This window comes from Thioclava sp. GXIMD4215, assembly GCF_045291555.1.
In the GTDB taxonomy this organism is placed as follows: domain Bacteria; phylum Pseudomonadota; class Alphaproteobacteria; order Rhodobacterales; family Rhodobacteraceae; genus Thioclava; species Thioclava litoralis.
This window is the reverse complement of record NZ_CP149515.1, coordinates 328,570-341,161: the sequence shown is the minus strand read 5'-3', so window position 1 is coordinate 341,161 and position 12,592 is coordinate 328,570. Positions and strand designations below refer to the sequence as shown.

9 protein-coding genes are annotated in these 12,592 nt (G+C 62.1%); 5 read left to right on the top strand and 4 right to left on the bottom strand.

Going from position 1 to position 12,592, the window contains the following annotated elements:
• Nucleotides 1–43 precede the first annotated feature (43 nt).
• Nucleotides 44–2,281, bottom strand: a complete 2,238-nt coding sequence (locus tag WDB86_RS01630; RefSeq protein ID WP_406736408.1) for a hypothetical protein — start codon at nt 2,279–2,281, stop codon at nt 44–46.
• Nucleotides 2,282–2,442: 161 nt separating this feature from the next.
• Nucleotides 2,443–3,795, bottom strand: coding sequence for a hypothetical protein (locus tag WDB86_RS01625; protein WP_406736407.1), 1,353 nt, complete (start codon nt 3,793–3,795; stop codon nt 2,443–2,445).
• 248 nt (nt 3,796–4,043) lie between these two features.
• Between WDB86_RS01625 and WDB86_RS01620 the strand changes: the two genes are divergently transcribed.
• The 3 genes from WDB86_RS01620 to WDB86_RS01610 all read left to right on the top strand — a co-directional run bounded on the left by WDB86_RS01620 (nt 4,044) and on the right by WDB86_RS01610 (nt 8,649).
• Complete coding sequence (locus tag WDB86_RS01620) at nt 4,044–6,335, top strand: glycosyltransferase family 2 protein (protein ID WP_406736406.1); 2,292 nt, start codon at nt 4,044–4,046, stop codon at nt 6,333–6,335.
• 160 nt (nt 6,336–6,495) lie between these two features.
• On the top strand, nt 6,496–7,545 hold the full coding sequence (locus WDB86_RS01615) for a glycosyltransferase family 2 protein (protein ID WP_406736405.1): 1,050 nt from the start codon (nt 6,496–6,498) through the stop codon (nt 7,543–7,545).
• Nucleotides 7,546–7,722: 177 nt separating this feature from the next.
• Nucleotides 7,723–8,649 (top strand): phosphoadenosine phosphosulfate reductase, encoded by a 927-nt coding sequence (locus tag WDB86_RS01610; RefSeq protein WP_406736404.1) that lies wholly within the window; start codon nt 7,723–7,725, stop codon nt 8,647–8,649.
• A 140-nt stretch (nt 8,650–8,789) separates the two neighbouring features.
• Here WDB86_RS01610 and WDB86_RS01605 read toward each other — a convergent pair whose 3' ends face one another.
• Entirely contained in the window at nt 8,790–9,011 is a 222-nt protein-coding gene (locus tag WDB86_RS01605) for a DUF1127 domain-containing protein (protein ID WP_339107550.1), read from the bottom strand.
• Between the two features lie 212 nt (nt 9,012–9,223).
• The gene (locus WDB86_RS01600) at nt 9,224–10,294 is read right to left on the bottom strand and encodes an SLC13 family permease (protein WP_406737066.1); all 1,071 of its coding nucleotides are present in this window, start codon (nt 10,292–10,294) and stop codon (nt 9,224–9,226) included.
• 272 nt (nt 10,295–10,566) lie between these two features.
• Between WDB86_RS01600 and pyrC the strand changes: the two genes are divergently transcribed.
• A complete protein-coding gene (gene pyrC / locus WDB86_RS01595) occupies nt 10,567–11,607 on the top strand; it encodes a dihydroorotase (protein ID WP_406736403.1) in 1,041 nt (346 codons plus the stop codon).
• Nucleotides 11,608–11,658: 51 nt separating this feature from the next.
• The gene (locus tag WDB86_RS01590) at nt 11,659–12,339 is read left to right on the top strand and encodes an orotate phosphoribosyltransferase (protein ID WP_339107553.1); all 681 of its coding nucleotides are present in this window, start codon (nt 11,659–11,661) and stop codon (nt 12,337–12,339) included.
• The last annotated feature ends 253 nt before the right edge of the window (nt 12,340–12,592 follow it).

Here is a 12,592-nt window from a genome sequence, read left to right as displayed (position 1 = left end):
CTTTGACACATATCAATCTGCACGCGGGGCGCGAAAACTCAAATCAGGTTTTCGGGAGATCGCGCAGGGCTTTCCTCACCGCCGCGTTATCATTACGTTTGAGAACCCACGCGCCCAGCCGTCGCGCCAACGAGAGATGGCCCTTGGCCACGCAGCGGTTGAATAGCTCCTTCTGGTAGCGCGGGAAATTCCGCCGCGCCCGCAGCGCCATATGGAAGTCATTGGGGCTGAGTTGCCCTTCCAGCGCCTTGAGGATGATCGGCTGCAAGATCCCCATCTGGCTGAGTGACGACCCCAGCCTGTGCCCCATCAGCGGCGCGCGCAGCTTCACCACATTCTCGCCGGTGAAGCGCGCCACATGGCCCGCATCCAGCGGCTCATAGGGGTCATAGAGGATACTCACACGGTTTGCCGTCAGGCTCGCCTGCGCCGCATCGCCATATTTGCCGGAAAAATCCTGCCCCCAAACGGTTTTATAGCGCGTCTCCCACGGCACCACGGTTTTATCCAGCGTGGATTGCGGCGAGATCGCCACCACATCCGCCCCCGGACAGGCCGCCGAAAAGACACAGGCCGCATAGCCGCCCATCGAAGCACCGTAAAACACCACGCGGTCGAATTGGGCAAAGAACCCCTCGGCGGCCAGCCGGTCGAATTCAGCCATCACCCAAGGGTCGCGATACCATGTCCAGCCGCCCGCCATAGCCCCCAGCATCGACCAGCCCTGTTTTTCGATAAAACTATAGCCCCAAGGGCGGCGGTCCTCGCGCTTGCCCATCGCGATATCAAGATTGTCGAAGGTCACCACAAGGGTGCGCCCGCGCGGCACGTAGAGAAAACTATGCTGGCCGTTATCGGTATAGAACCCCTCGGGGCCTGCCAGTTCGCGCGCGATCTTTGCCCAGGCCGGATCGCTTTCGGCCTTAGGGGCAAAAGGGCTGAAGAGCACCCGGCTGATCTTGCCATTTCCCCTTCCCGCCAGATCTTCAAGAACCTCGTTCTCGCCATAGGGCTTGAGGAAAGGAAAGGCCCCGCTACCGGCGCGGATATCCATCAGCATCCGGCTATCGGCATGGAACAGGCGCCCCATCAGCGGCTCCAGATGCTTGACTTTCGCCACATCGCCAAAGCTTGCCAGCGAAAGCACCAGATCGGCGGGCTTCACCTCTGCCGCTTGGGTCACGATACGGATGCGCGCGCCATCAATACCGCCTGCCACCAGCTGAGCCTTCACCCCCTGCGCATGGGGCGTCGCCAGAGCGGGCCAGCTTCCATCGGGGGCAAGGTCGATCAGGTCGATATCGCAATCGAAACGGCTCTGGGCGGCCTGCAGCAGATCGGGGGCGGTGGCCCCCAGATCGGCAATCCGTTCCACGCGCGTCAGTCCGGTTTTCGCAAGCAGCGCCTCTGCTGCCGCACCGCTGGCGCCTTCGGGGGCCGGAACCGGCGCGGGGGCCGCAGCTGTCAGGATCGACCCGTCGGGCAGCACGCCATGTTTGGTCATCAGCATGCCGACACAGCTGCGCGGCTTCGGGATGCCGCCATGTTTGTCATTGATCCGCGCCCGCAAACGGCGGCCGTAGAAATGGATCGAATAGGTTTTCTCGGTGATATGCTTTTGCCAGTCATAGCCCGGCTGGGTCATCTTGGCGCGCCATTTGTAGTCGATGGGATAAAGCGCCTCTTGCGGCATCGCATATTTGATCTCGCCCGTTTCCTTCAGGAAATGGGTCAGGCCATGCGGGCCCCAGACGCCCCAAGGCTGGTCACCGGCATGGACCGGCTCGCCACGGTCGCGGGCCGCTTCCAGCTCGCGGGTGTAGTCATCGCCATACCATGTGGGGATCGCATATTCGTCATTGGTGAACTCGATCAGCCGCCCCAGCGCCTCGCTGTCCTGCGGCAGCCCCAGCACGCCGCCATTCACCCCTTCCTTGCTTTCCCACGCAAAGAAATGCCCCGTGGGGGTAGTGAAGGGTTTGACGCAATAGGCATCGGTATCGGCCCAGATCATATGGTCATGCTTGGCCAGAAGGTGATAGCGGAAGCGGTCCGAATGCAGCGCGGGCGAATTGGTGCGGCCATGACGCAGGAACTGGTCCGCCGAGAGGATCTCGTTGGCATCGGCAATCGCCACCCCTTCGGGGACATTGGGGATCGGCTCGTAGGAATACAGCGTGATATGCTGGCCCGCATCGACAAAGCTTTTCAGGCACAGCACCTCCAGAAAGCTCATCTTGCCGCCGATCCAAAGCGCCGCAACCTGATAGTCTTTGCTCATCTTTCCTACACTTTCCTGGCCACCGGATGCCGGTCTTGTTAATGCATATTAACGCCAAGGCAGCTGCCTTGGTAAATGCGGTCATCATGCGAAGCACGTGCGACATTTCCAAGGCATTTCTGCCCCAACGCCCCGTCAGAACGTAAAAAATTTCCTAAATCTCATGAAGTTGGCGCTTGCGGCGTGAAAATGGCCCGCGTGATGGCGGCGTCCGGCTCCGGCTCTGCCGCCTCCAGCCGCCGCAAAGCCCCCTGCTTGCGCAGATAGGGAAACCCGCCCGATCCGCGCCGGATGTCGATGACCAGCACCCCATCGGGGCGTAACAGACGCGGCAGAAGCGGCCCTAGCGCGGTCACCGGCCATTGGTCGCCATAACTGCCGGTGGCAAGGGCCAACCCGTCCGGCTCCAGAAAGAACGGGTCAAGAACGACGCGCACCAGATCCCGCCGCACCCCCTGCGAGACAAGCCATTCCACATAGGGCGCAACCCAGGGCGATGGCGTGGTTTGCGCGGTCCCTTCGGGGGTCAGATCCACCAGTACCACATCGCAATTATGCCGCCGATGCGCGGCCAGCGCGAGGCCCGGTGCCATGCCGCCCAGATCATAGCAGGCCCGCACCACCCCGACCCCCATTTCGGCCAGCACTTGCGCTGCGATCCCTGTTTCCTCGAAGGTCAGCTTGGCGCGCCCTGTGATCGGGGCAAATTCGGGACGCAGCCCGTGCTTGCGGCACAGATGTTCAAGATAGCTGCCGTTCGCAGGGGCGCTATGGGGATTGCGCCCGAGGCTACGCTTGTTCGAGGCCCAAAGATGCAGCCCCGTGGTCTGCGCGGAAAGACACGCCTGCATCGCCGTTTCGCTGCCCAGCAGCTTGGCCCGCTCGGGGAACGGCACAGGGTAGAACGCCTCCATCGGCTGCACCTGCCCGCCAAGGCCCAGAGCATGGGTGAAATAGGTCACCATCAACGGCCCCCAGATCCCCCAAGGCTGCTGGCTGACATGCACAGGCGTGCCCCGCGCAGCCGCCTCGTGATAGCTGCTGGCAAGATGGGGCGGCAGGAACGGCGCGATGGAAAACCGGTCCTTGGTGAAATCTAGCATGGTCTGTAAAAGAAGAGACCCCGCCGGCAGCGCCAGCACCGCATTATTGACCCGCGGGCTGTCGGGCAGCTCGTAGCCCAGCACATAGGGGCTGTCGTAAGTGAGCGGGCGGTGGCAATACACATCGGTATCCACCCAGATCATGCCCGGACATTTGGCCAGCATATGCAGCCGGAACAGATCGGCAAACAGCGCGAAACTGTCCTTGCGCTCGTATTTCAGAAACCCTTCCTGCGGGTCTGGGGCAAGGATCTCGCGCCCGTCGCGCAAGATGACCCCGTCAGGGACATTCTCGATCGGCCCGTAGGAAAAAAGCGTGATTTTCTGTCCCTGATCGACAAAGCTTTTGAGACACAGGATTTCAAGCCAGCTCAGCCGGCCGCCGATCCACAGCGTTCCTATCTCGCGCATGATCCCCCCACACACCACAGGCCAGTCATTCTACGGGCCATATCACACCCGAAGGCCAAGTCCGGCGGGGCCTTGCCCCAATTTGGCCTCAACTTGCCCGAAATCGTGACATTTTCCAACGGAATACGAAAAAAAACCGAAATGGCCTTAACCAAATCTGCGGCTTGTGCTTTCACAAAGACAACAGACTGCCCCGAAGACAGGGCGGGCCGCGGAAACCTCCGCCGGAGACGCAGGATAACGACGACATGGCATCAGTGATCAGACGCAGCCTTCTGGCAGAAGACCCGTGCGAAGAGGCGGGCACCGGCCCCGTCCTTCTGGATGCGGTGACGTGGGAGGCACAGGGCTGCCGCCATCTGCGCGCGATGTTTGCCAACCCCTCACAGGCCGCGCAGATCACCCATCTGGACGGCGGCACGATCACCGAAACGCGCGATGTGGCTGGCGGGGCGATGCTCTGCGCCACGCTCGACGGCCCCCTGCCGGTGCAGATCACGACCCAGACCGATGCGACCACCCCGCCCCATATGCGCCCGCTTGCAATGGCCGAGGCGGAATGGGATCTGCTGCGCGATCGCAACTGCCTATTCGGCCAACGTTTCGAGGAAAGCGCCGAGACGGTGCTGGACTGGCTCAGCTGGCATGCCGACCAGCATGCCGCCACCGGCGCGGTGATCCTCAACCGGTTTTCCGATGCGCCTTTCGTGGCGCAGCTGGCCAAGGGGCTGGATGACCGCGATCTGGAGATGGTGGTGATCGTCCTGGACTGCCCCGTCGCGATGGGCAAGCCCGGCATGGGCCCCGAAAGCCACCCCTTCCTTGCCCCCGACGCCCCCGGCAAGGACCGGATGGAGCCTCCCGCCCCCGATCCGTGGCGCGCGCCCCTCGGGCAGGGTCTGGTCTTCGAAATTGCGAAATGGCGGTTTCTGGCCGAAGCCCGCGCCGTGCTGACGCTGGATGTCACGGACCTTCTGGCCCCTGTGGCCGATGGCAGGATGGGCGCCTTCGATGCCTGCCTCGAGGCCCCTTCCGGGGTGATCATGCTGGTCGGGCGGCGGATCTATCCGTGGCGGGTGCGCAATGGTGCCGCGGAATGTTTCGCCGACCATATCTGCCGCCAGTTCGATGCGCGGCGCGGCACCGCACGCTGGGGATGTGCGCCCGCAAAGGCGGGGCTGGAGGCGACATGGCGCATGGTGCGTGTGGCCTATGCCAAGCCCGATCCTGCGCATATCTTCCCCTTCTGGCGGGCAATGGCGCTGCGCGTGCCGGGGCGCAAGGCGGCAGAGCTGGCCCCCAAGACCTCGCTGGTAGAGGACGAACAGCTTCTGGCGCTATCGCTGGATGTCTGGGGGCACAAGCCTGTGCGGCCTCCGGTCTCCAAGGTCAAACCCGCCCCCAAAGCGGCCCTGCGCGCCGGTCGCACCGCGATTGTCACCACGATGAAAAACGAAGGCCCGTTCATTCTGGAATGGCTGGCCTATCACCGTGCGATCGGGGTGGATGATTTCCTGATCTATACCAATGACTGCACCGATGGCACCGATACGATGCTGGACATGCTGATGGCCAAGGGGCTGGTCCAGCACCGCGAGAACCCGTGGCGTCCGGGGGGCGAGCTGAAGCCCCAGCATGCCGCCCTTCAGGCCGCCGAATCCGAGCCCGTCATCCAGCAGGCCGGCTGGGCGATCTGTATGGATGTGGACGAGTTCATCAATATCAAGATCGGCGATGGCACCCTGACCGACCTTTATAAGGCGATGGGCGAGGCGAATATGATCTCGCTGACATGGCGGCTGTTCGGTAATTGCGATGTGCATGACTATGAGGACCGCTTTCTTCTGGACCAGTTCACCACCTGCGCGCCGGAAGTCGTGCGCAAGCCGCATCAGGCCTGGGGGTTCAAGACCCTGTTCCGCAATATGGATATCTACAAGAAGATGGGGGTGCACCGCCCCAAAGGTCTGGTGCCGGACCTGTGGGATCAGGTGAAATGGCTCAATGGGTCGGGCCAGCCCATGCCGCGCGAGATGTTCCGCAATGGCTGGCGCTCGACGCTGGAAACCTATGGCTATGACTGGGTGCAGCTCAACCATTATGCTGTGCGCTCTGCCGAGAGCTTTCTGGTCAAGCGTGACCGCGGGCGGGTGAACCATGTCGACCGCGATCAGGGGCTCAACTACTGGTTCCGGATGAACCATAACCTCGAGGAGGAACGCTCGATCCAGCGGATGATCCCCGCGCTACAGGCCGAATATGACCGCCTGATGGCTGATCCCGAGATCCGTGCCGCCCATGAAGCCGCCGTGGCCGCGCATCGCACCAAGATTGCCGAGCTGCGCGCCACCGAGAATTACGAGAATTTCTATGGCGACCTGACCAGTGCCAAATACGAACGGCTCTCGCGCATGCTCCAGCATTTCGGCTCTGCGGTGTTCAATGCCGGCCCCGACTGCCTGCCCGAAGATATGCATCTGCGCGACGTGGCCCCCGATTTCTTCTTCACGGTCGAACATGAGGGCGAGGCGGAGCACTAATGGCAAACCGCTGGAAGAACACGCCAGATAGGGTCGCCAGGATCCGCAGGCACGCGCGCAAAGCGGTCAACAGCCCGACAGACGGGCTGACCACCCCCCTCCGCGCCCAAGGCCGCGCCTGCCGGAGCCCCCTCGCAGGGGCAGTGCAGGAGGCGGCCCCATGAATATCCTCGGCATCAGCTGCATGAAGAACGAGGGCGCTTTCCTGCTGGAATGGATCGCCCATCACCGTGCCATCGGCATGGACCATTTCCTGATCTATTCCAACGATTGCGAAGATGGCACCGATCTGATGCTGGACCGGTTGGCACAGATGGGCTGGCTCAGCCATGAACGCAATCCCGGCCCGTGGCGGCGTGGCCCGCAATGGGAAGCCCTGCTGCGCGCCGACGAGCATCCGGCACAGCAGCGCGCCGATTGGGTGCTGGTCTTCGACGTGGATGAATTCGTGAATATCCATCTGGGGGCGGGACGGTTTTCGGACCTGATCGCCGCCCTGCCCGACGCCGATGCCATCGCCCTGACATGGCGGCTTTTCGGCAATAACGGCGTGATCGACTATACCGACACCCCCGTAACGGACTGTTTCGACAAGGCCGCCCCCCCTGCCATGCTCTGGCCGTGGCGGGCCTCGCTGTTCAAGACGCTCCTGCGCAGAACCGGAGATTACCGCAAACTGGGGGTGCATCGCCCCCGTGGCCTGACACAGGGCGCGGCGCCGCGCTGGTTTGACGGCGCGGGCACTCCGCTCCCCGATCTCTACCAGAAAAACCGCCTTTTCACGCCACCCGATCGAAACTGCTGGGGCATGGTGCAGCTGAACCATTATGCGCTTGGGGCAATGGAAAACTATGTTGTCAAATGCGACCGCGGACGGGCCAATCGCGATGTCGGAGGGTTCGACCTGTCCTACTGGGTGGAGCGCAATTTCTGCCAGGACGAGGACCGGAGCATCCAGCGCACAGCCCCGCTACGCGGACCGCTGTACCAGAGCCTGCTGGACGATCCCGTGCTCGGTGCCCTGCACGCGCAGGCCGTGCGCTGGCGTCACGAGAAGATCCGGTCCCTGCTGCGCGAAGAGGCCCCGCGCGCCATGTTCGGGCGGCTTCTGCTGACCCCGCCGACGCGCCCCTTGTCAAAGGCCGATGCCCAGCGCATGCTGCGGCTGGCACATTTGGCACAGACCAGCCAGACCAAGCCGAATTTGTAAACAATACCGCATCAATCACAGCATTGTTTACGCAATACCTTGTAGCCATTGCATTTTCTTGCGTTCACCATGATTTTGTCATTTTAAAATAGTGATAGGTTAACTGAAAATCGCAGATACTCTCTGCGCCGGTCCGGCACTGTGTCCGGCCATTACCGAATTTGAAGGGGCCTCGCCATGCAGGATATGAGCGTGAACAACTGGCAGACGCGGATGAGCGCGCTCGGGCAGGAATTCGGCCATTTCGAACAGTTGGGCCCAGCGCATGTGGCCCTGTTCAGCGAGGACGGGCCTGTCCTTCTGGTCAGTTTCGAACTGCGCGATGATCTGCTTGATACGGATCAGGACGGTTTGCCCCTTGGCTACCGCATCGCGCAGGAGGGTGGCTGGTCCAGCCTGACACTCATTGCCGAGGATGCGACATGGTTCCGCGCGCCCGAGGTCTATGCCTATTTCGACCGGCTCGTCGATGACGGGGTCTTCGAAGACTATGACCGCGTGGTGTTTTACGGGGCGGGCTCTTGCGGCTATGCGGCGGCGGCTTTCTCTGTGGTGGCCCCCGATGCCACGGTGATCGCGCTACAGCCGCAGGCCACGCTCGACCCGCGTCTGGCCGGTTGGGATGACCGTTATCCGGAAATGCGGCGTATCAGTTTCTCCGACCGCTATGGTTTCGCGCCCGAAATGCTGGATGGCGCGAAACAGGCCTTCGTGGTCTACGATCCTTTGCAGCGGCTTGATGCTATGCATGCCGCCCTTTTCCACCGTCCCAATGTCACGCTCCTGCCCTGCATTCTGGCGGGCGAGAATATCGAGGCAATGCTGGCGGGCTGCAACGTGCTGGAGCTGATGATCGCACGTGCCTGCGAGGGCAAGCTGACGGCGACAGAGTTCCGCAAGCTGTATCGCAACTGCCGTCAGAACATTGCCTATCTGCATACCCTGCTGCGCAGCATCCGTCCGCAGGAACGGCTTTATCTCGAGGCGCTGATCTGCCGCGACGGAGCACGCCGCTTTGATGCACCGCGTTTCCGCCGTCGCTATAACAAACTGGTCGAACTGCTTGCCCCGAACGGGATCCAAATGGAACCCGAGCCTGTCTGAGCGGGCGATCACGGGCCCGATACGATAAAGCAGGCACAAAAAGGGCGATCCGTCATACCGACCGGATCGCCTGAACTTTTTACGCCTTTGGCCTGACGGACAAGGCAAGGCTGCGCTGCATCCCCGCCCTGAACCACAAGTCAGAGATAGAACTTGTCGCGGAAGACATAGGTCACGATCTGGTCCCGACGGATCCCCTTGGCGGCAAGAGCCGCATCCGAAAGCCCGTTGAGGCGAACGATCTCGGACTGACGCGAACGCGCCTCTCCAAAGGCGACGAAAGCCCGACCGATCGCTTGGAAAAACCGCAGAACCGATGAGGTTGCCGCCGGTTTACGCGGCATTTGTGCGATATGCGTCATTTGGAAAACTCCTGTATGCGTGCTTGCAGGACTTTCCCCCCTATGGTCGGGTTTATGACAAAGCGTCGCAAGGGACCATGTGTAATGCTGCAGCCCCGCCATGCAACGCGCGCAAAGGCGGGGCGTCCCGTCTGCGTTCTAAATCCAGCCCAGCAGGTGCAGCCAGCCATAATGCAGCGGTAGCAGAAGGAGATAGGTCAGCAAGGCCATGCTCAGGCACAAGCGGATCCCCGCCCGAAGCGGCACACGCGCCAATCCCATTGCCACAACGATCGGGGCGGCCTGATAGGGCAGAAGCGGGGTCGAAAATCCGACGACCGCAGCATCAGTACCCCCGAGAGCGGCAGCCCGCTTCCATCGGCAAGAGCCTGTGCCAGCGGAGTGAACAGCGCGGGCACACCATTGGCGGTTACCACAAAATTCAACAGCCCCGCCAGACCGGCCAGCGTCACCACATCGCTATAGCGTCCCTGCGCATCCAATGGCGCATAGGCCAGAAGCCCTGCCCCGATCCGCGCGCCCAGCCCGCTTTGCGCCACCAGCGCCGCAAGTCCCAGAATTGCCGCGACATAAAGCGCGCTTCTATGGTTCACCTTGGTGCCGAATTCCTCGCCGCTGACAAAACCGACCTTTGGTAGCAGGCACAGACAGGCTGCTGCCAGACCGATCCATGCAGGCGCGATCTTATGCAGGGAATCGGTCAACCACAGCCCAAGCGTCACCACCAGCAACAGCGCCAGCCGCTTCTCTGCCGCCGTGATCGGTATCCGAGGACTTTCGGCAGGCCGCTGGATCGACCGGTCACGGAACATAAGAAGAACACACACCCCGAGCACGGCCCCTTTCAGTAGCCCCAGAACCGGCAGATTGGCCAGAAGATAGGGGAAATAGGACAGATGCAGGCCATAGCTTGTCTCGACCGCCCCCAGCATCACCAGATTGGGCACATTCGCAGGCAGCACCGAAGCCGATAGCTGAAAAGTGCCCAGAGCGGTGGCCAGTGCCAGAATGATCGGCATCAGCAATGCGATACGCCCCATATTGGACGGCATGACAAAGGCCAGCCCGTAGCTGAGCGCGATCGTTCCGAAGACCAGCCGCGGATAGAACCGCCCCAGCCGCATCGCCAGCACCCGCGCAGCCCTCGCGGCAAGCCCCGTCTTGGCGATGGCCAGACCGATCACATAGCCGCTCAGGACCAGCCAGAATGCCGCCGAGGCAAAGCCCGAAAAGATGACCGAAGCCGGCGCGACCGAAAACATCATTGCCGCAGCAAAGAAGATCAGCGCCGTCAGCTATTCGGGCAGCCTGCCACTGGCCCATAGCAGGATCGTCACCGCCACCAGAATCGCAACCATCGTCCCCGCTCCCCGAATATCCCTCAGGACGGGTGATGGCAGGCGGGCATGTATTGTCAATTTGGTCCCCGCGGTGTTTGTGCCCGGCCATAGCCCCCCGGCCTATACGACGCGTGGCAAAGTTTTCGACAAGAGTTTTCGACGCAGGCCCGCGCTTCGCGCTGGATTTGCGCGCCCGCTCGGGGTAATCGACACCCATGACCCAGATCACCATTCCCCGCCCCGATGACTGGCACCTGCATCTGCGCGATGGCGCGATGCTGAAGGCAGTCGCTCCCGAGACCGCGCGCCATTTCGGCCGCGCGATCATCATGCCCAATCTGGTGCCGCCGGTCGTGACCGGCGCTCAGGCCTCTGCTTACCGCGACCGTATCCTGAAGGCTTTGCCCGAAGGCGCAGAATTCGAGCCGCTGATGGTGCTTTACCTCACCGAGGACACCGACCCGGAGGATGTGGCAGCAGCCCATGCCTCGGGTCTGGTGAAAGCGGTGAAGCTGTACCCCGCAGGCGCCACCACCAATTCGGCCTCGGGTGTGAAGGACTTCGACAAGGTCCGCCCCGTGCTGGAGAAAATGGCCGAGATCGGCCTGCCGCTTTGTGTGCATGGCGAGGTGACCGCGCCCGAGATTGACATCTTCGACCGTGAGGCCGTGTTCATTGACCGTGTCCTTGATCCGGTGCTGCGCGCGGTCAAGGGCCTGCGCGTGGTGATGGAACATGTCACCACCCAGGACGGTGTGGAGTATGTGAAATCGCAGGGCGACGATATGGGTGCCACGATCACCACGCACCATCTGATCATCAACCGCAACCACATCCTCGTGGGCGGGATCAAGCCGCATTACTACTGCCTGCCGGTGGCCAAACGCGAGGTGCACCGCCTTGCGCTGGTCGAGGCGGCAACCTCCGGCAACCCGCATTTCTTCCTCGGCACCGACTCGGCCCCGCATACCGATAACGCCAAGGAAAACCCCTGTGGCTGCGCGGGCTGCTTTACCGCGACCAATACGATGGCGCTTCTGGCCCATGTCTTCGAGGCCGAAGGCAAACTGGAGAACCTCGCGAAATTCGCAAGCGAGAATGGCCCCGCCTTCTACCGCCTGCCGGTGAATGCCGCGACGCTAACCCTGACCAAGACCGCTGAGGCCGCCCAATGGCCCGCCAAGATCGCGGTCGAAGACAGCCCCGTCACTGTGTTTGATCCGGGCTTCCCCTGCTTCTGGCACGTCCAAGACTGATATCTCCCGCGCCGGTCCTCCGGCGCGGTTTTTCCTAGGAAGGTACTCCACATGATCCCCGCAAGCTTCCCCCCGAAAGAAGAGATCGCCCGCCTGACCGCGCGTATGCTGCTGGAAATCAAGGCCGTGCATTTCAATGCCCGCGAACCCTTCACGCTGGCCTCGGGCCTGCCCTCCCCCACCTATATCGACTGCCGCAAGCTGATCAGCTTCCCGCGTATCCGCTCGACGCTGATGGATTTCATGGCGGTGACCGTGATGCGCGAGGCGGGCTTTGAGGCATTCGACAATGTGGCCGGTGGCGAGACCGCAGGCATTCCCTTCGCCGCGATGGTGGCGGAACGTCTGGCCCTGCCGATGACCTATGTGCGCAAAAAGCCCAAAGGCTATGGCCGCAATGCCCGTATCGAGGGCGCGATGTCCGAAGGCGAACGCGTGCTCTTGATCGAGGATCTGACCACGGATGGCGGCTCGAAACTGTCCTTCGTGGATGCGATCCGCGAGACGGGCGCGACCTGCGGCCACACCTCGGTGATCTTCTATTACGGCATCTTCGACGAGACGATCCCGAACCTGCGCGAACATGGCGTCGAACTCTCCTATCTGTGCACCTGGTGGGACGTTCTGGCCGAGGCGCGCGCCCAAGGCGCCTTTGACGCCGAGACGCTGGATGAGGTCGAGGCCTTCCTCAAAGCGCCGCGCGCGTGGCAGGATGCCAATAAAAAAGACTGACCTTGGTCAGCGACAAGGGTCGCGCCAAGATTTCTGTGGATAAGCCTGTGGGCGGGTCGGTGCGCAAAATGTGCACAAGCCCGCCCGCTTGCATTTTCCTTAGCCTCTTTACGCCGGATATGGTAGAAACGCCGCAATCCACCACAAAACCCGCCCCCGCAAGGGACGCCCGCAGGGCACGCTCCCCCAGTGTTTTCCACATTGAGTTACGCGGGCGAGATAAGGTAAGAGACCCCCTCACGGGTATCGAGGC

Bases quoted from the DNA above. Each gene is read 5' to 3' on its own strand.
- WDB86_RS01625 (WP_406736407.1), bottom strand. From the start codon at position 3,795: ATGCGCGAGATAGGAACGCTGTGGATCGGCGGCCGGCTGAGCTGGCTT.
- WDB86_RS01590 (WP_339107553.1), top strand. From the start codon at position 11,659: ATGATCCCCGCAAGCTTCCCCCCGAAAGAAGAGATCGCCCGCCTGACC.
- pyrC (WP_406736403.1), top strand. From the start codon at position 10,567: ATGACCCAGATCACCATTCCCCGCCCCGATGACTGGCACCTGCATCTG.
- WDB86_RS01620 (WP_406736406.1), top strand. From the start codon at position 4,044: ATGGCATCAGTGATCAGACGCAGCCTTCTGGCAGAAGACCCGTGCGAA.
- WDB86_RS01615 (WP_406736405.1), top strand. From the start codon at position 6,496: ATGAATATCCTCGGCATCAGCTGCATGAAGAACGAGGGCGCTTTCCTG.
- WDB86_RS01630 (WP_406736408.1), bottom strand. From the start codon at position 2,281: ATGAGCAAAGACTATCAGGTTGCGGCGCTTTGGATCGGCGGCAAGATG.
- WDB86_RS01610 (WP_406736404.1), top strand. From the start codon at position 7,723: ATGCAGGATATGAGCGTGAACAACTGGCAGACGCGGATGAGCGCGCTC.
- WDB86_RS01605 (WP_339107550.1), bottom strand. From the start codon at position 9,011: ATGACGCATATCGCACAAATGCCGCGTAAACCGGCGGCAACCTCATCG.